The organism is Paraburkholderia sp. CNPSo 3281, from assembly GCF_024206515.1.
In the GTDB taxonomy this organism is placed as follows: Bacteria; Pseudomonadota; Gammaproteobacteria; order Burkholderiales; family Burkholderiaceae; genus Paraburkholderia; species Paraburkholderia nodosa.
Window position 1 is genome coordinate 80,056 of sequence record NZ_JAMBPS010000013.1, and the last position, 18,615, is coordinate 98,670.

At 64.6% G+C, this 18,615-nt stretch carries 17 protein-coding genes; 7 read left to right on the forward strand and 10 right to left on the reverse strand.

From position 1 onward, the window contains the following. Positions 1–38: 38 nt before the first annotated feature. Positions 39–935, reverse strand: coding sequence for an AraC family transcriptional regulator (locus tag M3I56_RS15950; protein ID WP_254354808.1), 897 nt, complete (start codon positions 933–935; stop codon positions 39–41). A 154-nt stretch (positions 936–1,089) separates the two neighbouring features. Here M3I56_RS15950 and M3I56_RS15955 point away from each other — a divergent pair, with 154 nt between their 5' ends. Further along, a complete protein-coding gene (locus M3I56_RS15955; RefSeq protein WP_254354868.1) occupies positions 1,090–1,869 on the forward strand; it encodes an SDR family NAD(P)-dependent oxidoreductase in 780 nt (259 codons plus the stop codon). 9 nt (positions 1,870–1,878) lie between these two features. On the opposite strand, the gene M3I56_RS15960 is transcribed toward M3I56_RS15955, so the two are convergent. Continuing rightward, positions 1,879–2,082 (reverse strand): DUF3079 domain-containing protein, encoded by a 204-nt coding sequence (locus M3I56_RS15960; RefSeq protein ID WP_028206775.1) that lies wholly within the window; start codon positions 2,080–2,082, stop codon positions 1,879–1,881. A gap of 233 nt (positions 2,083–2,315) precedes the next feature. Between M3I56_RS15960 and M3I56_RS15965 the strand changes: the two genes are divergently transcribed. Continuing rightward, positions 2,316–4,838, forward strand: a complete 2,523-nt coding sequence (locus M3I56_RS15965; protein WP_254354809.1) for a penicillin acylase family protein — start codon at positions 2,316–2,318, stop codon at positions 4,836–4,838. Positions 4,839–5,263: 425 nt separating this feature from the next. On the opposite strand, the gene M3I56_RS15970 is transcribed toward M3I56_RS15965, so the two are convergent. After that, complete coding sequence (locus tag M3I56_RS15970; protein WP_254354810.1) at positions 5,264–7,084, reverse strand: EAL domain-containing protein; 1,821 nt, start codon at positions 7,082–7,084, stop codon at positions 5,264–5,266. A 46-nt stretch (positions 7,085–7,130) separates the two neighbouring features. On the opposite strand from M3I56_RS15970, the gene M3I56_RS15975 reads away from it, so the two are divergent. Continuing rightward, positions 7,131–7,643 carry a hypothetical protein gene (locus M3I56_RS15975; protein ID WP_254354811.1) on the forward strand — a complete coding sequence of 171 codons (513 nt, stop codon included), beginning with the start codon at positions 7,131–7,133 and terminating at the stop codon, positions 7,641–7,643. Positions 7,644–7,684: 41 nt separating this feature from the next. After that, positions 7,685–8,587 (forward strand): lysozyme inhibitor LprI family protein, encoded by a 903-nt coding sequence (locus M3I56_RS15980; RefSeq protein ID WP_254354812.1) that lies wholly within the window; start codon positions 7,685–7,687, stop codon positions 8,585–8,587. On the opposite strand, the gene M3I56_RS15985 is transcribed toward M3I56_RS15980, so the two are convergent. From M3I56_RS15985 to tssJ, 7 genes are all read right to left on the reverse strand, one after another. Beyond that, complete coding sequence (locus M3I56_RS15985; protein WP_254354813.1) at positions 8,584–9,483, reverse strand: transporter substrate-binding domain-containing protein; 900 nt, start codon at positions 9,481–9,483, stop codon at positions 8,584–8,586. The genes M3I56_RS15980 and M3I56_RS15985 overlap by 4 nt on opposite strands. Beyond that, positions 9,476–10,336, reverse strand: a complete 861-nt coding sequence (locus tag M3I56_RS15990; protein ID WP_254354814.1) for an ABC transporter permease — start codon at positions 10,334–10,336, stop codon at positions 9,476–9,478. The genes M3I56_RS15985 and M3I56_RS15990 overlap by 8 nt, the downstream gene beginning before the upstream one ends. Beyond that, positions 10,317–11,171, reverse strand: a complete 855-nt coding sequence (locus M3I56_RS15995; protein WP_254354815.1) for an ABC transporter ATP-binding protein — start codon at positions 11,169–11,171, stop codon at positions 10,317–10,319. The genes M3I56_RS15990 and M3I56_RS15995 overlap by 20 nt, the downstream gene beginning before the upstream one ends. Beyond that, the gene (locus tag M3I56_RS16000; protein WP_254354816.1) at positions 11,168–12,253 is read right to left on the reverse strand and encodes an ABC transporter substrate-binding protein; all 1,086 of its coding nucleotides are present in this window, start codon (positions 12,251–12,253) and stop codon (positions 11,168–11,170) included. Before M3I56_RS16000 ends, M3I56_RS15995 begins: the two co-directional genes overlap by 4 nt. Before the next feature lie 241 nt (positions 12,254–12,494). Further along, on the reverse strand, positions 12,495–13,277 hold the full coding sequence (locus M3I56_RS16005; RefSeq protein WP_254354817.1) for a DotU family type IV/VI secretion system protein: 783 nt from the start codon (positions 13,275–13,277) through the stop codon (positions 12,495–12,497). Beyond that, on the reverse strand, positions 13,274–14,620 hold the full coding sequence (gene tssK, locus M3I56_RS16010; protein ID WP_254354818.1) for a type VI secretion system baseplate subunit TssK: 1,347 nt from the start codon (positions 14,618–14,620) through the stop codon (positions 13,274–13,276). The genes M3I56_RS16005 and tssK overlap by 4 nt, the downstream gene beginning before the upstream one ends. 114 nt (positions 14,621–14,734) lie before the next feature. Further along, positions 14,735–15,349, reverse strand: a complete 615-nt coding sequence (tssJ, locus tag M3I56_RS16015; RefSeq protein ID WP_254354819.1) for a type VI secretion system lipoprotein TssJ — start codon at positions 15,347–15,349, stop codon at positions 14,735–14,737. A 353-nt stretch (positions 15,350–15,702) separates the two neighbouring features. On the opposite strand from tssJ, the gene M3I56_RS16020 reads away from it, so the two are divergent. Genes M3I56_RS16020 through tssC form a run of 3 tightly spaced genes read left to right on the forward strand, consistent with a single transcriptional unit; the run spans position 15,703 to position 18,522 of the window. Next, on the forward strand, positions 15,703–16,395 hold the full coding sequence (locus tag M3I56_RS16020; RefSeq protein WP_254354820.1) for a M48 family metallopeptidase: 693 nt from the start codon (positions 15,703–15,705) through the stop codon (positions 16,393–16,395). Positions 16,396–16,455: 60 nt separating this feature from the next. Continuing rightward, positions 16,456–17,010 carry a type VI secretion system contractile sheath small subunit gene (gene tssB, locus M3I56_RS16025; protein WP_254354821.1) on the forward strand — a complete coding sequence of 185 codons (555 nt, stop codon included), beginning with the start codon at positions 16,456–16,458 and terminating at the stop codon, positions 17,008–17,010. An 18-nt stretch (positions 17,011–17,028) separates the two neighbouring features. Continuing rightward, positions 17,029–18,522 carry a type VI secretion system contractile sheath large subunit gene (tssC, locus tag M3I56_RS16030; protein WP_028206761.1) on the forward strand — a complete coding sequence of 498 codons (1,494 nt, stop codon included), beginning with the start codon at positions 17,029–17,031 and terminating at the stop codon, positions 18,520–18,522. Positions 18,523–18,615 lie beyond the last annotated feature (93 nt).

The following is an 18,615-nucleotide window of genomic DNA, read 5'->3' on the forward strand; positions in this document are numbered from 1 at the left end:
GGACGCCCCGCTCTCGCGCCGCGTGTCGCCGGAGCAGGCTACGCGGCCTCGCGCAGTGCCCGCGCTTGCGACGAGTCCTTTTTCGGCGGCGCGCCAAACATCCGCGTGTATTCGCGGCTGAACTGCGAGGCGCTCTCGTATCCCACTTCGAATGCGGCGGCCTGTACGCTCATCGACAGCGAGAGCAGCAGTCTGCGCGCTTCGAGAAGCCGCAACTGCTTCTGGTATTGAAGCGGCGGCAGCCCCGTCAGCGCCTTGAACTGCCGGTGGAACGCCGAGGCGCTGAGTTGGGCGAGTGCCGCCAGGTCTTCCACGCGCACGGTTTCGGCAAACCGCGCCCGCAAATTTTCCACCGCGCGCAGCAGGCTGTGAGAAGGGCTTTCGGTCGACGCCAGCCTCGCGATTTCCGATCCATTCGGACCGCTTAGCAACCAGTAGCAGATCTCGCGCATGAGCATGGGGTACAGCATGCCGATGGCGTCGGGCGTGTCCAGCAGGCGCACGGCGCGCAGCGCGCATTCGGCGAGGGCGCCGTCGAAGTTCGCGACGAACACGCCGCGGCTTGCGTCCGCCGCCGGCACGGGTGCGGGCGACATCTCCTTCGCCACGGCGCGCAACATGGCCAGGTCCAGCTCGAGAATCAGAACCAGGCAAGGTTTGTCCGGGCTCGCCTCGAACACGCGGCCCCGCGACGGCGTTTCCACGCCGACCACGAGCGCTTGACCGGCCCGGTACTCGAGTTGCGCCCCGCCGAAACTGGCCCATTTGGCGCCCTGAGCGACGATGCACAAAGCCGGGCGCGCCGAGCGAAACGTAGGCGGCGCGGGGTGGTCGGAGCGCAGGATGAGCAGTCCGTCGACAGCGGTGCTGTATGGGCTCGTGCCTGGCTGCGTTTGCGTGTAGCGCAGGAGGGCGGCGGCGAGTTCGTTCGTCATGGGGGCTCGACAAGAAACGCGCGATGGAAGGTGCGCGTCGACCCATCTTAGTCATCGAAGCAGGATTAGGCAAGAATCGGGCAGGTTCGGGTATTCACTCGCCGGTGGCGTCGGGCGCAGAATCGACGCTAACCAACACAGCGAGAGGTGCCAAATGGCAACGAACAACGGCAGTCAGTCGGGCCCGAAAATCGCGGTCGTCACCGGAGGCAGCCGCGGGATCGGCCGCGACACGGTGCTGCGGCTGGCGAGTCGCGGCGTCCACTCGGTTTTCAGTTACCACACCAATCGCGCCGAGGCAGAGAAGGTCTGTGCCGAGGTCGCGCAAGCGGGCAGCCGGGCGATCGCCCTGCAATTGAACATCGCGAATTCAGGCACGTTCGACGACTTCGTCGCGCGCCTGCAAGAAGCGCTTGGGACGCTGAATGCTAAGGGCTTCGATTATCTGGTGAACAACGCCGGCATCTCTTCGACGGCCACGCTTGCAGCCGGCACCGAAGCGGAGCTCGACGCGCAGTTCGCGGTGCATTTCAAGGGGCCGTTTCTGCTGACGCAAAAGCTGCTGCCGCTCATTCATGACGGCGGCCGGATCGTGAACCTCTCCTCGGGCCTTGCGCGCTTCGCGTTTCCGGGCCGCGCGATTTATGGCCCGATGAAGGCGGCCGTCGAAGCGCTCACGCGCTATATGGCGCTCGAACTCGCGCCGCGCCGGATCGCGGTCAACGTCGTGGCGCCGGGCGCCATTGCGACCGACTTTAGCGGCGGCATCGTGCGGGACAATCCGGAGGTCAACAAGGCGGTGGCGGAACATACCGCGCTGGGCCGCGCGGGATTGCCGACTGACGTGGGGCCCGTGATTGCGGGTCTACTGTCGGATGACTTTGGCTGGGTGAACGCGCAGCGCATCGAGGTGGCCGGCGGCATTCATATTTGATTTCGCGGGTTAAGGCGTGACGCTTTTGCCGGAGGCGTCGACTTCGATACCCCAGTCGCCCTGTTCGAGCCAGTCGTCGCCGAGCAGTTCGGCCGGATGCTGCGTGCGGCTCTGGCCGTTGCCGCATCGCATGTCGTTGGCCGGGCAGTAGTGGTCGCAGCCCCAGCACAGGCGCTCGGGGTGCAGCGGGTGAATCGGAAACTTCTTTGCCATGTCGTCGCCCCTGTGCAATCTCGGACAAAACGCAATATTGAGATTGTCTTCCTTCCGCGGCAAGGTGGCGGATGGCAGAGTGTCGCGCCCAGGAAGCTCGGTGAAGACGGGAAAAGGTCGCGTCGCTCTCCCTGCGTGTTGTTGCCACAGGGTCATGCTATGGTCGTACGGCGTCCGGCCGATCCGGTCGCCGCGCCTGGAAGCGCTGAACACAACGACCCGCGTGCTTCTCCATGACCCGTTCGAGTCTTCTCCCGCCAAAGCGGCGCCGTGCGTGGCCGCTGATGCTGTTGTGCGCCGTCGTCATCGTCCTGGCTGCCATGGTGCTGGCGGCCTGGCTGACGTTGCGCGGCAGCTTGCCGCAGCTGGACGGCACGCGTGCCGCGCCGCTCTCCGCACCGGTGACGATCGGGCGCGACGCACTTGGCGTGCCGACGGTGCAGGGCGGCACGCGTGGCGACGTTGCGTATGCGAGCGGCTTCCTTCACGCGCAGGACCGCTTCTTCCAGATGGACTTGCTGCGCCGGGTCGCGGCCGGCGAGATGGCGGCGCTCATCGGCCCGGCGGCGCTGGCGCTGGACCGCCGCGACCGGCCCTTGCGCTTTCGCGAACACGCGCAGGCGGCGCTCGCCGCGCTCTGCGCCGACCAGCGGGAGCTGATCGAGCGCTATACGGCGGGCGTCAACGACGGCCTGCGCTCGCTTCGCGCGCGACCGTTCGAATACTGGCTGTTGCGCGCGCAACCGGCGCCGTGGCGTCCGGAAGACACGGTGCTCGCCGTCTACGCGATGTACTTCGATCTTCAGTATGACCAGGTGAGGCGCGTGCTCTCGCGCGCAGCGCTGCGCGAGCGCGTGCCGGCCGATCTGCTTGCGTTCCTGCTGCCTGAGACGAGCCACTGGGACGCCCCGCTCGACGGGCAGCGCGCGTTGGCGCTGCCGCCGGCGGCGCTGCCCGCTGCGCCGCCATCATGGTTGCCGTCAACGCAGTCCGGTGCCGTTGCCGAACCGGATGCCACCGCGCTGCTCGCCGGCCTGCCTGCTTTCGTGAACGCCTTCGCGGGCGCCGGGAGCGCGGTCGATTCGATGGTCGGCAGCAACGGTTTCGCGGTCGACGGCGCGCACAGCGCACACGGCGGCGCGCTGCTCGCGAGCGACATGCACCTCGGCCTGTCGCTGCCGAACATCTGGTACCGGATCTCGCTCGTCTATCCCGCGCCCAACGGCGGCGAGCGGCGTGTCACGGGCGTCAGTTTGCCGGGTACGCCGTTCGTCGTGGCCGGCAGCAACGGTCATATCGCGTGGGGCTTCACGAACAGCTACGGGCGCTTCGTCGATCTGGTCGAACTTCAACGCGATCCGGCCGATCCACTGCGCTACCGTGTCCCGGGCGGCGGATGGGAGCGTGCGCAGGTGATTCACGAGCGGCTCGACGTGAACGGCGGCGCGAGCGTCGATCTGCCGGTCGTGCAAACGCGCTGGGGGCCGCAACTCGTGGTCGGCGAGCGCGCGTATGCATTGCATTGGGTCGCCCAGGATCGGCAGGCGACCAACATGAACTTCATGCGGCTCGAAGGCATCACGAACGTCGCCGACGCGTTGCGCGCCGCGCAGACCTTCGGCATGCCGACGCAGAACTTCATGGCGGCCGACGCGCAAGGCCATATCGGCTGGACGCTTGCCGGACCGCTGCCGCGCTTCGCGCATGCCGATGCGGACGCTGAGGCGGACGGTCAGGCGGCAGCCCTCTCGGGCTTGCCGTACCGCTCCGGGACGTACGCCGGTTGGCAAGGGTATCGGACGCCCGACGCGTATCCCGTACGCGTCGATCCGCCGGCCGGCCGCATCTGGACCGCGAACAACCGCACCCTGCCGAGGGAGGGGGTGGCGCAGATCGGCGACGCCGGCACGGATCTCGGCGCGCGCGCCACGCAGATTCGCAACGACCTGCTCGCGCTGCCGCACGCGAGCGAGCACGACATGCTCGCGGTGCAGACCGACGACCGCGCGTTCTGGATCGAGCACTGGCGCCGCGTGGCGCTCGACGCACTCGATGCGCGCGCGCTCGACGGTCATCCCCAACGCGCCGAATTCCAGCGCCTCGTTCAGGCGTGGGATGGCCGCGCCGATGTGAATGCAGTCGGCTACCGGCTGATGCGTGCGTTCTACGACTCGCTCTACGAAGCATGGTTCGGTGTACTGGACAAGCAGATGGCCGCGATTGCGCCGGACCTCAGCTATCGCGCGGCGAACTCGCGTTACGAAGCGACGATGGAGACGCTGGCCGATCATCGCGCGTGGATACCGGGCGGCTTTGCGGACTGGCGTGCGTTCATGCTGGACCGCATCGATCACGCGATCGCCCGGTTGCCCAAGGGCACCAGGCTCGAAGAGGCGCGCTGGGGCGTGCGCAACCGCTCGGTAATTGCGCATCCGTTCGCGCGCATGGTGCCGGCGTGGCTGCCGTGGGTTCGCGGCTGGCTCAGCGCGCCGCATGACCCGCTGCCCGGCGACATCAACATGCCGCGCGTGCAGACGCCGGCGTTCGGCGCGTCCGAGCGCTTCGCGGTGTCGCCGGGGCGCGAGCAGGACGGCATCTTCGAGATGCCGGGCGGCCAATCGGGCAATCCCATGTCGCCGTATTTCCTCGCGGGGCATGAAACGTGGGTGCATGGCGACGCGGCGCCGTTCCTGCCGGGTACGGCGGTGCACACGCTGAAGCTCGTACCGGCCGGCGCGCAGCAGGCCGGAAATTAAGGGTTCTCAGGCTGACGGGCGGCCTGGCAGCGCTTGCGCCCCGGCAACGCGTCATGGATGCCACGTCCCGCTCGGAACGCAGCGCGCGTGGCGGGTTAGCAGAACTCCGCTGACACCGCTAGACGCTAGAAGCGCTGGCTGATTCTCGCCGTGAGCCACATAAAACAGAATCGAATAAGGGGACAGCCATGAAGTGGCTCGATTGCATGACGGTGTTCAAAAAGCTGCTGACAGCATTCGCCGTTGTGATCGTATTTGCGGTGGCCGTCGCAAAACGCGGCCCTCGTTGAGCAGGCGGCCGCCGCGGCAAGGCCGATGGCCGATCAGGCGGCGCAGTTGCAGCAGGCGGTGTCGATTTTCAGGTTTGCGGGCGCTTGACGTGAGCGCTCGTGCCGTCGCGATGGCTGCGACATCGAGTTGAATTGTCAACTAAAGCTCGCCGGCATGCTGTTTGGCTCGCGCGGCGCGCGATGCTTACCCAGCCATTTCGCGAGATCGGCCGCGGACATCGCTTTTGAGTAGTACCAGCCCTGGCCATACTGCACGCCCTTGCTACGCAGCCACGTCACCTGTGCGCCGGACTCCACGCCCTCGGCGATGATTTTCAGCCCCAACTCGTGGGCCATTGAAATGATGTGCGGCGCGACGACGCTCGAGGCAGTATCCTGGACGATCGTATCGACGAACGACTTGTCGATCTTCAGCACATCGATTTCGAAGGTCTGCAGATACGACAGGCTCGAGTAGCCGGTTCCAAAGTCGTCGATATAGATGGGGTGGCCCGCGGCCCGGAAGGCCGCAATGACACCCCGCGTGGCCTCTGCGTTCATGAAGCTGCGCTCCGTCGCCTCGATGCGGATTTGCGCGGGCGCGATGCCGGTTCCTTCGAGCGACGCGCTAAGCAGGTTCAGAAAGCGCAAGCTCTGCAGATCCTCGCCGCTCACGTTGATCGAGACATAAAATGCTGGGTTCGCCGTGAGCAGTTTTCCTAGCTGCGCGATGGTCTTTTCGAGCACGAGATCGGTCAGCGGCTGAATGAGGTGATTGTCTTCGGCCACGCGCACGAAGACCTCGGGCGAGATGGCGCGCCCGTTCAGTGTCCAGCGCACCAGCGCTTCGGCGCCTGCGCACTGGTTGTCCTCGAGCCGCACGATGGGCTGGAAAACCACGTCGATCTTGCGCCGGGTGATGGCCCACTGCAGCGTTGACGGGAACGAGAGTTGCCGGGAAACGCGCTTGTAGGCGAGCCAGGCGAGCGCGGCGCCCGCGAACACGCCGATGGTCAGCCACGCGGCGAGCAGCTTGGGCCAGTCGCCCGCCACGCTGCTGCGCGGCGACTTCACCACGACGCCAAGCGGACGTGTCGACGATCGGGCGACAGCGTAATTCCAGTCATTGCTGTTGACGTTGCCGCTGCGCTTCCACGCATCGAGCATGTCGTCCGGATCCGCGCCGGCCGAGACGGCGAGGAGCCTTCCCGTCGAAATCTGGACCACGGCGATAGGGCGCCTCGCCGGATCGATGAGATCGACATAGGAGCCCGGGTCGATGGAGACGTAGTGGCCATTGCGGCCAATCTGAATGTCCTTGCGGACGTCGCTTAGCGGGCTCTTCTGCTGGAACCACACCAGGTAGCCGTCGTCGCTGCGATAGTCGGGCGGCGGCAGCGTGAGATCCTGGTTGCGCACGTCACCAAGCAGCGGAGAGCAGAGATAGTGTCCCTTGGCGTATGCGCCAGCATCCTGAACATAGCGGTAGTTGTAGATGACACGCGCGGCCAGTTGGAGGTTGGACGGCGAACAGGGCGCGCCCGGTTCCCGGTCCAGGTCGGAAAGGGCGGCAAAAGCCTGGTACGTGACGAGGTCCGTACGCATCACCGCCTTGTCGGCGAACTCCCTGAGCTCGGCGCGATCACGCCGCTGGGCGTCCTTGTTCGCAACGTAAAGACTCGTGAAAACGGGGACGAGGGTGGCGAGGCACCCGAGTGCGACCGAAGCGGAAATCAGCGTGATGCGCTTGATCATTTCGCACCCCGGGGGATGGAACGTTAGGGAACGAACCAGAGGCTGGACGCACACGTGGGCGGCGGCCCCACCGATGCTCGGGAGCCCGAACATCAGGCCCAAGCATACTCTTCGGCGTTCCGTTTTCAACGGGCAAACACGTTGGCGGCGTTTGCGCAGGCGCCACGGTTGTCCTGGCGGTAGGACCATGGTCCGATTGTGCGCATGCGCCACGTCCGGCACGATCTGCCTGTGTTGCTCGCCAGGTTCGCTGCTCAGGGGAGCGTGAATGGGGACTCTGTCCAACTTCGTGAAGCACGCATGGTTTGCCGCCGTGGTGGCGCTCGTGGCCGGTTGCGCCCAGCCGTGGCAAAGCGTCGAGCCCGGCGCCGACCAGTCCGCGTTGATCGCGCGCCTCGGGCCGCCGCGCGAAACCTATAACCTGCCGGACGGCGGCAAACGGCTCATGTGGCCGACCCAGCCGATGGGGTCGACGAACACCGTTGCCGATATCGACGCGAGCGGCAAGGTCGTGAGCTTGCGTCAGGTCTTGCAGGAGAGCGAGTTCTATCGCGCGAAAGTCAACGAATGGACACGTAACGATGTCCTGATCAATTTCGGCCGGCCCGCGGAGACAGCCTACTTTTCGCGCATGCAGCGGGAAGTCTGGTCCTACCGCTACATCGAGAACAACATCGATTACATGATGTTTCACTTCTACTTCGACGATCAGGGCATCTTGCGGCTCACGCAGAAGACGACTGATCCGTTACGCGACCGGAACCTGAGGCGCGGCTTCTAAACCAGGTTCCGTTCGGAGGCGTGCGCCGCGCGGAGGCGTGTATGCGCAACGCCTGGCATTCGACGACCCTGCACCGCCTCGCGCGCGCGTGGCTATTGGCTTTGGCTTTGCTGCTCGTGCTGCCCAGCGTCTTGCGGGCAATGGAGTTCAAGATCTACTACCAGCCCGATCTAAAACTGAAGATGGTGATCGGGAAGGGAAAGATTCAGAGCGGCGATGCCGAAAAGTTTCTGGCAGCCGCCAAACTCGCCGACCGTGATCGCGAAGGACTCGTGCCCCTGGTCCTGGATAGCCCCGGCGGAAACGTCGAAGCGGCTTTTCGCGTGGTGGATGCAATGGATCAGGTCAGGGTCTATACGATCGTTGCGGACAATGCGCGGTGCGCGTCCGCATGCGCCTCGATTCTGTTCGCCTCAGGGGAGCGTAGAAGTGTCATGGGCACGGGGCAGCTTGGCTTTCACAGTTGCTATCGGCGCGCCGGGAGCACCTACGCCGAGGACTCGCTCTGCAACGAAATCATCGCGGCGAACGCCATGCAACGGGGCGTGAGCCACGCCGGCATCAACCGCTTCGTCGAGCAGTATGGTGCGGCAGACATGGCGTGGGTCGGGCGCAATATCGCGTGCACTTTGCTTCACGGGCTTTGCAGGCCTGGGCTGCTGGAAGCGCAGCCCGCAACGAAAGCGGCGCTGGCGCAAAGCTTCAATTGCAGCGAACTCATCTCCGCTCAGGCACAGCTGGTTTGCGGAGATTCGGAACTCGCCAGCATCGACAAGACCATGGCAGAAGCCTATCACCAGAAGCTGAAGGTATCGACCAACAAAGACCGGCTAAGGGCAGAGCAACGGGCATGGCTTCGAAACTCGCGCAATGCGTGCGGTGACAAGGCGTGCCTGTTGAAAAGCTATCGGCTTCGCGTAGCAGAACTGAAGCGGCGCGGTTAGTGGCAATACAGGTCGTTTTCCGCGTTGAACATGTCGAACGCGAGATTGATTGCCTGATCTTTGCGCACGGTCGCCAACCACCGGCTACGTCGCCAGGCCGTCACCGTGTCGCCGACGAAGACGGCGCTCGCCGCGTCGCCCGCGCGCGTCGCGATGAACGCGGCCTGCGCAGCGATCGTTCCGGGTAGCGGGCGATAGTAGGACCAGTCCGCCTGCTTGAGCAGCGCCTCGATCACGAACTCGTCGTCGACGAGGGCGGCGCAATCGCCCGCCTGGAACGCCAGCAGGGCATCGAGCGGTCGATCGAAACCGTGCATGTTCGTGTGGTACTCGCGCGCTGCGCGCTGTGCATAAGGGTTGCCTTGCGATGCGCAAATCGCGCGGCCGCGCAGGTCGCGCCATGTCCGCACGGTGCCATGGCCCAGCACGAGCGCCATGCCACGGCCGCTCGAATACGAAGCCGGCGCGAACGCAACCCGCGCGTCGGGAGAGAAGCCCAGGCCGGCGATCGCGGCGTCGGCTTTGCCCGACTGCAGGGCGGCACGCGCGGCGGCCGGTTCGACCAGCAGGAACTGCACGGGCAGCCCCGCGCGGCGAGCGAGATCCGAAGCGAGCGCCGCCGCGAACGGATCGGGCGAGCGCGCCGTGCGGTCGACCTTGCCGACGTAAAGCGTGGGCGCGGGGCGCGGCGGCACCGCCACGATCAGCACGCCGCGCGCTGTCGCAGCGGCGAAAGGCCGGTCGCTCTCGGGAAGGGTGCGTGGCAAGTCGCCGTTCAGCACCCACGCGAGCAGCGCGAGCGATGCGACCAATGCGAGCGTGGCCGTTAGCGTGGTGGCCGGCCAGCGCAAGCGCCGCGGAACTGCCGAGGCGTCGAGCGGAACGTTGCTAGCCATTCTGCGCGAGCCCGACGCGCCAGCGCAGCAGTTGCCGTTCGAGGATCGACAGGCTCTGATTGATCAGCAGTCCAAAGATGGCGAGCAGAACGATGCCCGCGTACATGTCGGGAATCTGAAACGTCTCCTGCGAATTGAGCGTATAGAAGCCGAGCCCCGAACGCGCCCCGATCATTTCCGCCGCCACCAGCGCGGTAATGCTGTATGCGCCCGCCAGCCGCACGCCCGTGAGGATCTGCGGCAGCGCCGCCGGCAGCACGACCCTCGTCGCGATAAAGCGCTGAGAGGCGCCCATCGAGCGCGCGCAGTCGATCAGCACGCGCTCGACCTGCTTGACCCCCGCAATGGTATTGAGCAGCACCGGCCAGAACGCAGCCCACACGACAATGGCGATCTTCGACGACTCGCCGATGCCGAGAAACAGCATGAAAACCGGAAAGAGCGCGAAGGCCGACACCTGGCGCAGCAGCTGAAAGACGGGATCGACGATGCGCTCGACGCGACGGAACCATCCCAGCAGGAAGCCGCATACGATGCCACCGGCCACGGCGAGCAGCAGGCCGCTAATGGAGCGCACGGCGCTCGCGCCGATATGCGTCCACGCGTCGCCGTTTTCGAAGAGCCGCGCGATTGCGAGGGCGACCTGTGAAGGCGGGCTCAGGTACGCCGCGTTGACCACGCCGAGCCGGGGCAGCAACTCCCACAACAGCAGGAAGGCGATGAGCGCGATGGAGCGCTCCACGCCCACATAAAGGCGTGCGATAGATGAAGCTGCATGCACGCGCCGCAGGCTGCGCGAGGATTCGCGGACCGCGCCCCGGTTGGACATCGAGTCAGACATCGAATCGGACATGATCGGCTCCCGTCAATGCATCGGTTTGCGGCTGTACGTCGAGCCGTGTGTCGAGTTCCGTGCTGAGGCTCGCCCACGCGCGCTGCCGCAGCGCGACGAACGCCGCCGAGTGACGCAGCGCGGCGTCGCGCGGGCGCGGCAGATCGACGTCGATGATCTCTTTTACGCGACCAGGGCCGCGCCCGAGAATGGCGATGCGATCGGAGAGAAAGATCGCCTCGTCGATGCTGTGCGTGACGAACACGACGGTCGTGGCGCTTTGCTCCCAGATCGCGAGCAATTCCTGCTGAAGCAATTCGCGCGTCTGCGCATCGAGCGCGCCGAACGGCTCGTCCATCAGCAAAATCTCGGGGCCATAAGCAAGCGCGCGAGCGATCGCCACGCGCTGGCGCATGCCGCCGGAAAGCTGATGCGGATAATGATCCGCGAACTCCAGCAGGCCCACGAGGCGCAAAAAGCGTTCGGCTTCGCTGCGCCGCGCGGCGCGCTTCATGCCGCGAATTTCGAGTCCCGCTTCCACGTTCTTGCGCACGGTGCGCCACGGAAAGAGCGCGTAGCCCTGAAACACGAAGCCGAGCTTTTGCCGCACGGCGCTCACGGGGTCGCCGTCCACGCGAACATCGCCCGAGGTTGGCGGCGTGAGGCCGGCGAGCACGTTGAGGAAGGTCGACTTGCCGCAGCCGCTCGGGCCCAAAAGCGCCATGAATTCGCCGTCGCGTACGGCGAGATCGAAGCGCTTGAGGACCGTATGATGCGTGTCCGTTTGCGCGTTTCCATAGGTGAGCGAGAGATCGCGCGCGACGATCTTCTCGCGTAGCGCAGTTGCCGTGCTCACGAGCGCGTTCCGCTCGGCAAGGTCGTCGCGCTGGCCTGGGCCTCGTGCTTCGCGAACGGATTGAAGTCGTTCGTGTAGACATCCTTGACGTTGACCTTGCCCTTCGGAATCTTGCCCGCCGCCTCGAGAATATCGATGTAGTACTGGATGGGCGGCTCCGTGACCACGAGATCCTTCACGTAGGCATAGCGCTCCACGAGCCGAACGTCGATGCCGAGCCGCTCGGCCGTCAGCTTGCGCGCTTCGTCGGGATGCGCATTGACCCAATTGCCCGCCTTCGCGATGGCCGTGACGAAGTCGCGCACCGCCTGCGGGTGGGCGCGGGCGAACGCGCCGTTCACGCTATAGGGCGCCATGCCGCCAAGGCCGTGATCCTCGTCCCAGTCGCTCCACAGCTTGCGCAGTTGCGGATCGGCTTCCGCCGAGCCGGAAAAGGGCGGATGAATGATCGCGACGTCCACGTTCTTCGTGACGAGCGCCTGCTCGGACTGATTGTCGGGCACGACGAGCCAGTTCACCTTCGAAACATCCGCGCCGTGTTGCGCCAGATACTTCTTGGTGACGAACTCCGCGCACGCGCCGAAGCTGTTGAACGCCACGGTTTTGCCTTCGAAGTCCTTCGGCCCGAGAATGCGCGAATCCTTGCGCACGAAATACTTCATGTGGGGTGCGTCGGGCAGCGTTTCGCCGCCTGCGGAAATGACCTTGATATCGGCGCCGCTGGCGATTGCGGAGATGACGAGCGGCACCATGCGCGTGCCGAAGTCGATATCGCCGGTACCTACGAGCGGAATGATCTGCGGCGCGGAAATCTTGCCGACATATTTGGGCCGCGTGCTCGTATTGTCGAAATAACCCAGCTTGTCGGCGAGATAGACAAGGTCGAACGCGGGATTGTCGGGGTACTTGAAGTAGGTGATTTCCTGCTGCGCCGACGCGTGTTGGGTCGCGGCAGACGCGTCTTGCGCCTGCTCTCCATGCGGCTTGCAACCGCTTGCGAGAATCAGGGCCGAAGCCGCGCAGGCGGCAAGCAGGACGGTTCCGGTGGAGTGCCGGCGGATTTTCGGGGAGAACGCCTTCATGAGCGGGAGACTCGGCAACGAGCAGGGTAGGTAAGTGAATTGACGATGCTCGATGATTGTCGATCTGCAACGATTTCAGGCAAACCAACGAATTATGATTTGCTTAGTTGTTCGTATCGACAAGGCGCCAATCCGGCTACTTCTGCTGGTGCTTCGAAATATCCGCTGCTGCGGTGGTCCTGCTTTTTGCGTTGATCGGGTGCGAAAGGGGCGGACTGCGCGCCACGCCGCTTTCACACGCTCAAGGCAGCGAGATCGTCAGATTCGCCGATTGCGGCCCGAGCTTGATGAGTTGCGTGTACGGCGCGAGCATGTGCACCGTGCTGTCGCGCAGCCAGGTGCTGAGGCCGAGCCAGGCGAGCAGACCCACCAGCGCGAATACCGCGCCGATCGACCACAGCGGCACCTCGCGCTTGAGGCGGTGCGCAACCTGATCGGGCAGCGGCCAATGCGGCGCGAAGGGCGCGCGCTTGCCCTTGATATGGGCGATCTCGTCGCCCAGGCGTGCCGTGAGATAGGCGAGCTTTTCCGGCCCTTCGAGAATGTACTTGCCCTGGAACCCGAGCAGCAGGCACATATGGAAGACCTCGAGCGACTGCAGTCGCGGCGCGCCCTGCGCGCGACATTCCTCGAGATACTGGAAGAACTTCTCGCCGGCAAGCTGCTCGCCGAACAGCGCGAGCTGCAAGGGGCGGCGTTCCCACTCGGTGCGAATACGGAACGAGGACGCCAGCACCGATTCGTCGAGTGCGGCGCAGAACGCGAACTTGGCCGCGTACACGTCTTCGGCCGCGCCGTTCAGTTTCTTCGCGCCGCGCTCGAAGTCGCCCAGAAACTGCTGCACGCGCGCGCCGAATTCGCTGGCGTCGCCAGGCTCGCGGCCGTTCTTCAACAGGAACAGCATGAAGAAGCCGTCGTAGAGCAGATCGAGCAGCGAGCGCACCTGGTAAGCGGGTTCTGTGGCGGGCGCGGGGTGATTCACGGCCGGCGCCGCGTCGCCGAAAAGGGAAGGGGCGTTGCTCATGACGTCACCGCGATCAGTTCGAGTTTGAGATCGTTGATGCCCGAGGGCGCGTAGACCATGGCCGACTGCGCTTGCACCATGCGCTCATAAAGTGTGCTGCGCGCCTCGAACGCGAAGTAGCATGCGCCGGGTCGCACGGGAATGGCGGGCGGCACCTGGGGCGTGTAGACGAGCCGCACGCCCGGCATGGCCGAGAGCACGAGCTTGTCGACGTCGTCGGGCGCGCCGACCTTGAAGCGCGCTGGCACGGCTTCGACGAGATCGACGGCGGGCATGTCCGCTGAAACGGCGAGGTAGAACGTGGTCTTGTCGTCGATCTTGCCCGAATCGAGTCGGCCGATATGGAACGACGGGCGCACTTCTTCGAGCGCAATGGCGAAGTATTGCGTGGAGATCACCGTTTCGAGCAGGTCGCGCAGAATCGTATCGAGGCGCGCAAAGCCGGGGCCGGGATCGTCGTGGCGGTACGCTGGCAGGTCGGCCAGCGCGTAGCCCTTGGAGAACGTCATGAGCTGGCCCGCGAGGCGCAGCAGCTCGTGAAAGAGCCGCTCGGGGTGAAGCGCCGCATGCTGATAGAGATGCGCGAGCGTGGCGAACGCGCCGCTCGCCGTATGCAGCAGCCAGAACGAGGCGATGTCGCCCGAACGGAACTCGATGATGTTCTTGGTCGGCTCGCGATGAAAGCCATAGAGCGCATTGACCTTGGCCTGCAGCGCGTCGATGAGGCGGCGCAGCCGCTGGTGCAGGAGCGGCGATGCTTCGATGGCGAGACTCGGTGGCACGAAGCTTTCGTCGACCTCGAATCCCGAAGTCGCGGTGCGCCGCACGCGTGCGACGGGCACCGAGAGCAACTGGTCGCGCGGCTCGCTGTGCGCGATCAGCTTGACGTTCGTCTTCAGGAACGTCACGTCGGCCTGCGCCGCGTCCGTGTAGTGATCGGCAACGCTCGCCTGCTCGCTCACGTAGCGTGTGACGAAGCCCTCGTTGCGATCCGGCGCGTAGTTCGTACCGGTTTCGCGCATCTGGTGCAGCGCCAGGTAGAACGTGAATTCGTTGATGCCCTCGGGCAGCGTGTCGAGCGCGACGGGCGGCGGCAGGTCGTCGGCCTGCGGCGCGCTGTAGAGCGTGCCGTCCGGGAACACGAGCGCGACTTCGCTCATGCGCAGCATGTTGCTGCCCAGTGCATCGTGGTCGAGCCGCGCGGTGCGCACGCCCCAGTTGTACGGCGCAATGGCCTGGATCGATTCGAAGAGGCGCGCTTCGTGATAAGCGTCCTGCCGCTGGAAGTGCTGAGGCCTCAGGAACAGGCCCTCTCCCCAAAGCACTTTCGAGGAATAACTCATGTTAAATCGGCTTTATGCGTGATTCGGCCCGTGCCGCTCGCGCCGGCGATCGGCGGACTGAAATTGTTAAATATCCCGCGTGCTCGTTACTCTGCCCGGTGCTTTGTCCTTTATTCACCCGCAAGTCACCGACGAAAGCAGATTCAGCTGCTGCGGCGGTAATCCCTGGTCCGGCGAGATCACGGTGCCGCTCGTGACGGTCATTGCGCAGTTATGCAGGCCGACCATTATGCCGGATTTCTCGGATTTCGCAGGATCGAAGGCGAACTTCCAACGCTGCATGGCCGGATCGCGGAATAGCGCGACGATGCCGAATGCCTGCGCCTCGCGTGAAACCTTTTCGGTGGCGTTATATCGCTGGCCGGGAATGAGCGTCACTTCGCGCACGCCGAGCAGGTCGGCGCCCAGCGCGCTCTTTTCTTTTGCCGGGTCGGTGAACGTATCGAACGATGCCTGCTGGAATGACGTAGGGTCCTTCAGCACATAGAGCCGCACGACGAGCGCAAGTGGCTTGCGGTCGGTCGCCGCGTTGAGGTTTTGCGCCGCCAATAGCGTGATACCGAGGTCGCGCGGGGGTTTCTGGCTGTCCGGCACGTCGGGCTTGCCGATGCCCGCGAGCTGCAAGGCCGCCGACGCCGCACTGCCGAGCGCCGGCACGGCCGCCGCGCAGCCGGCGAGTTGCGCCGTGGCGACGAGGAGCGATGCGAAACGAATAACACGCGCATTCATTATTTGTTGGCCAGGCGTGAATGCCCAGGGTCCGTTAAGTGGTGATATGCGATCCGGATAATGCTATCCGCATAAAAGCGCATTTACCCCGCGTGGCGCCGATAAGCGGTTGATTATGTGATGCGGCAAACTTTTCCGGCTCGCTCGCGTTTTCAATTGCACGAGTGAGAAATTCTTTCCTGTGTGAATTTCTTGTGGCAGTAAACCCCGCATCAAAGAAGCGATTTAGTGTCGGCGCATTACATTAAGAAGTTGAATTATCAAAATTTGGGCTGTACTATACCCGCGCGCTCGAGCTAAAGCAAAACTCTAGTTCCCTTCCATCGAATTAATAATTACACGTTGGTGAAAGAATGATAAACCGGGTCATTTCAAGGCTCTCCGGGGTGGTGCTGGCATGCGGGGTAATCGCGGGCTGCGCTACGCAGGACCATAATCTCGCGGCGTCGCCAGACGCATTCAACAAGGCGCTAGCCGACGCCGATACCGCGGCGAAGGGCGGCGATCAGGATCGCGCGATCGCGCTTTACCAGAAACTCGCCGCGGCGGATCCCACGCGCGAAGAGCCGTGGTCGCGCATCGCGCAGATCCAGTTCCAGCAGCAACACTATGGACAGGCCATCGTGGCGGCGCAGGAAGCGCTGCAGCGCGATCAGACCGACCGCGCCGCGAAGAGCGTGCTGGCCGTGGCCGGCCTGCGTGTCGCGACGCAGTCGCTCGGCGAACTGCGCCAGGATGCCTCGCTGCAGGGCGACGCGAAGTCCGATGCGCAGGCGCTCGCGAAGCAGTTGCGCGACACGCTCGGCGAGGATTCGCTGTTCCCGCCCGAGCAGGCGGAAAAAACCGCGCCGAAGAAGCGCCGCATCGTTCGCCACGTGCAGAAGCCGGCGGCGAAGCCCGTTGAAACGGCCGAGGCCGCGCCGGCTGCACCGTCTGCGCCTGCTGCCCCCGCGGCTGCGGCTCCCGCGCCAGCGCCCGCCAAAGCGGCGCCGGCCAAAGCGGCTGCAAGCGGTGGTGCGTCCGATCCGTTCAGCGCACTGCGCTGAACCGCCCGGCGGTGAATTGCTGACAACAGGTCTTGAACGACTCGAACAGGGGAGCCCTCGATGGCCAAGAAAGAAAGTATTCAGAAGCGCTTGCAGAAAGTGCGGCCGCCGCGCGTCCAGTTGACGTACGAAGTCGAACTCGGCGACGCCATTGAGGTGAAGGAGTTGCCGTTCGTAGTCGGCGTGATGGGCGATCTCGCGGGTCAGTCGGAAGTCGAGCAGCCGCGGCTGCGCGACCGCAAGTTCGTCAATATCGACCGTGACAATTTCGATGACGTCATGAAGGGCATCGAGCCGCGCGCGGCGTTCCAGGTCGAGAACCGCTTGAGCGAGGCGGGCGGAAAATTCGCCGTGGATTTACGCTTTCATTCGATGGCCGACTTCAATCCCGACGAAGTCGTCGCGCAGGTCGAGCCGCTGCGCCGTCTGCTCGAGGCGCGCTCGAAGCTCGCGGACCTGCGCAACAAGCTCGCCGGCAACGACAAGCTCGAAGACCTGCTGAGCGAGGTGCTGGCCAATACGCAGCAGTTGCAGGCGCTCGCGGGCAAAACGAGTGGCACCGGCGAAGCGGATCGTGGCGAGCGCGACGAATCCAGCGACGGCAACGAGCAATAAGCGCCAGGGGAGATCGACATGAATCAGCAGACTGGCGCAGTTCGCGCACCGGCCCTGGAAGAAGCCCAGGCCGCGCCCTCGTTGCTCGACGAGATCGTCGAAAAGAGCAAGGTGGCCAAATCCGAATCCGAACACGCGCGCGCGAAAGACCTCATTGGCGAGCTCGTGCATCAGGTGCTGGAAGGCACCGTGATCGTCTCGAACAATCTTTCCGCGACGATCGATGCCCGCGTGGCCGAACTCGACCGCCTGATCTCGGCGCAGTTGAGCGCCGTGATGCACGCGCCGGAATTCCAGGGGCTCGAAAGCACCTGGCGCGGCCTCGAGTATCTGTGCAAGGAAAGCAATACCGGCTCGACCATCAAGATCAAGGCGCTGCACGCGCCCAAGCGTGACGTCGTGCGCGACTTCAAGACCGCCGTCGAATTCGACCAGAGCGCGCTCTTCAAGAAAATCTACGAAGAAGAATTCGGCACGTTCGGCGGCGCGCCGTTCGGTGCGCTGATTGGCGACTATGAAGTGACGCGCCAGCCCGAAGACATGTATTTCATCGAGCAGATGTCGCACGTTGCGGCAGCGGCGCATGCGCCGTTTGTCGCATCGGCGTCGCCGGAACTGCTTGGGCTCGAGTCGTTCGCCGACCTCGGCAAGCCGCGCGATCTCGGCAAGGTGTTCGACACCGTCGAATACACGAAGTGGAAGTCGTTCCGCGACGCGGAAGATTCGCGCTACGTAGGTCTCACGCTGCCGCGCTTTCTCGGCCGCCTGCCGTTCAATCCGAAGGACGGCGCGACGGCCGAAGGCTTCAACTTCGTCGAAGACGTGGACGGCACCGATCACGCGAAATACCTCTGGTGTAACGCGGCCTGGGCCTTTGCGGCGCGCCTGACCGCCGCATTCGACGACTTCGGCTGGTGCGCGGCGATTCGCGGCGTGGAAGGCGGCGGACTCGTGGAGGACCTGCCCACGCACACGTTCAAGACCGACGACGGCGAAATCGCGCTGAAATGCCCGACCGAAATTGCCATCACCGACCGGCGCGAAAAGGAACTGAGCGACCTCGGCTTCATTCCGCTCGTCCATTGCAAGAACTCGGACTACGCTGCGTTCTTTGCCGCACAGTCAGTGCAGAAGCCCAAAAAATATAGTACCGACAACGCGAACGCGAACGCCGTGCTTTCGGCGCAGCTGCAATACATCTTCTCGGTGTCACGCGTGGCGCACTATCTGAAGGCGATGATGCGCGACAAGATCGGCAGCTTCGCGTCTGCACAGAACGTCGAAGTGTTCCTGAACCGCTGGATTTCGCAGTACGTGCTGCTCGACGACAACGCCTCGCAAGAGCAAAAGGCGCAGTTTCCGTTGCGCGAGGCGTCGATCCAGGTCAGCGAGATTCCGGGCAAGCCGGGTTCGTACCGGTCGGTCGCGTTCCTGCGGCCGCACTTCCAGCTCGACGAGCTGTCGATTTCGCTGCGGCTCGTGGCGGATCTGCCGAAGCCGGCTAATTCATAAAACCGCGCAAGCGCGCGAATGAGTTGAGCAGGAGCGGTCCGCCATCCAGCGGATCGCTCCGGGAAGCAACCCGGGGCATCGCCTTTGGGCTCG

Excerpts from the sequence above, each read along its gene's own strand:
- M3I56_RS15950 (WP_254354808.1), bottom strand. The coding sequence starts at position 935 with ATGACGAACGAACTCGCCGCCGCCCTCCTGCGCTACACGCAAACGCAG.
- M3I56_RS15955 (WP_254354868.1), top strand. The coding sequence starts at position 1,090 with ATGGCAACGAACAACGGCAGTCAGTCGGGCCCGAAAATCGCGGTCGTC.
- M3I56_RS15960 (WP_028206775.1), bottom strand. The coding sequence starts at position 2,082 with ATGGCAAAGAAGTTTCCGATTCACCCGCTGCACCCCGAGCGCCTGTGC.
- M3I56_RS15965 (WP_254354809.1), top strand. The coding sequence starts at position 2,316 with ATGACCCGTTCGAGTCTTCTCCCGCCAAAGCGGCGCCGTGCGTGGCCG.
- M3I56_RS15975 (WP_254354811.1), top strand. The coding sequence starts at position 7,131 with ATGGGGACTCTGTCCAACTTCGTGAAGCACGCATGGTTTGCCGCCGTG.
- M3I56_RS15980 (WP_254354812.1), top strand. The coding sequence starts at position 7,685 with ATGCGCAACGCCTGGCATTCGACGACCCTGCACCGCCTCGCGCGCGCG.
- M3I56_RS15985 (WP_254354813.1), bottom strand. The coding sequence starts at position 9,483 with ATGGCTAGCAACGTTCCGCTCGACGCCTCGGCAGTTCCGCGGCGCTTG.
- M3I56_RS15990 (WP_254354814.1), bottom strand. The coding sequence starts at position 10,336 with ATGTCCGATTCGATGTCTGACTCGATGTCCAACCGGGGCGCGGTCCGC.
- M3I56_RS16000 (WP_254354816.1), bottom strand. The coding sequence starts at position 12,253 with ATGAAGGCGTTCTCCCCGAAAATCCGCCGGCACTCCACCGGAACCGTC.
- M3I56_RS16005 (WP_254354817.1), bottom strand. The coding sequence starts at position 13,277 with ATGAGCAACGCCCCTTCCCTTTTCGGCGACGCGGCGCCGGCCGTGAAT.
- tssK (WP_254354818.1), bottom strand. The coding sequence starts at position 14,620 with ATGAGTTATTCCTCGAAAGTGCTTTGGGGAGAGGGCCTGTTCCTGAGG.
- tssJ (WP_254354819.1), bottom strand. The coding sequence starts at position 15,349 with ATGAATGCGCGTGTTATTCGTTTCGCATCGCTCCTCGTCGCCACGGCG.
- M3I56_RS16020 (WP_254354820.1), top strand. The coding sequence starts at position 15,703 with ATGATAAACCGGGTCATTTCAAGGCTCTCCGGGGTGGTGCTGGCATGC.
- tssB (WP_254354821.1), top strand. The coding sequence starts at position 16,456 with ATGGCCAAGAAAGAAAGTATTCAGAAGCGCTTGCAGAAAGTGCGGCCG.
- tssC (WP_028206761.1), top strand. The coding sequence starts at position 17,029 with ATGAATCAGCAGACTGGCGCAGTTCGCGCACCGGCCCTGGAAGAAGCC.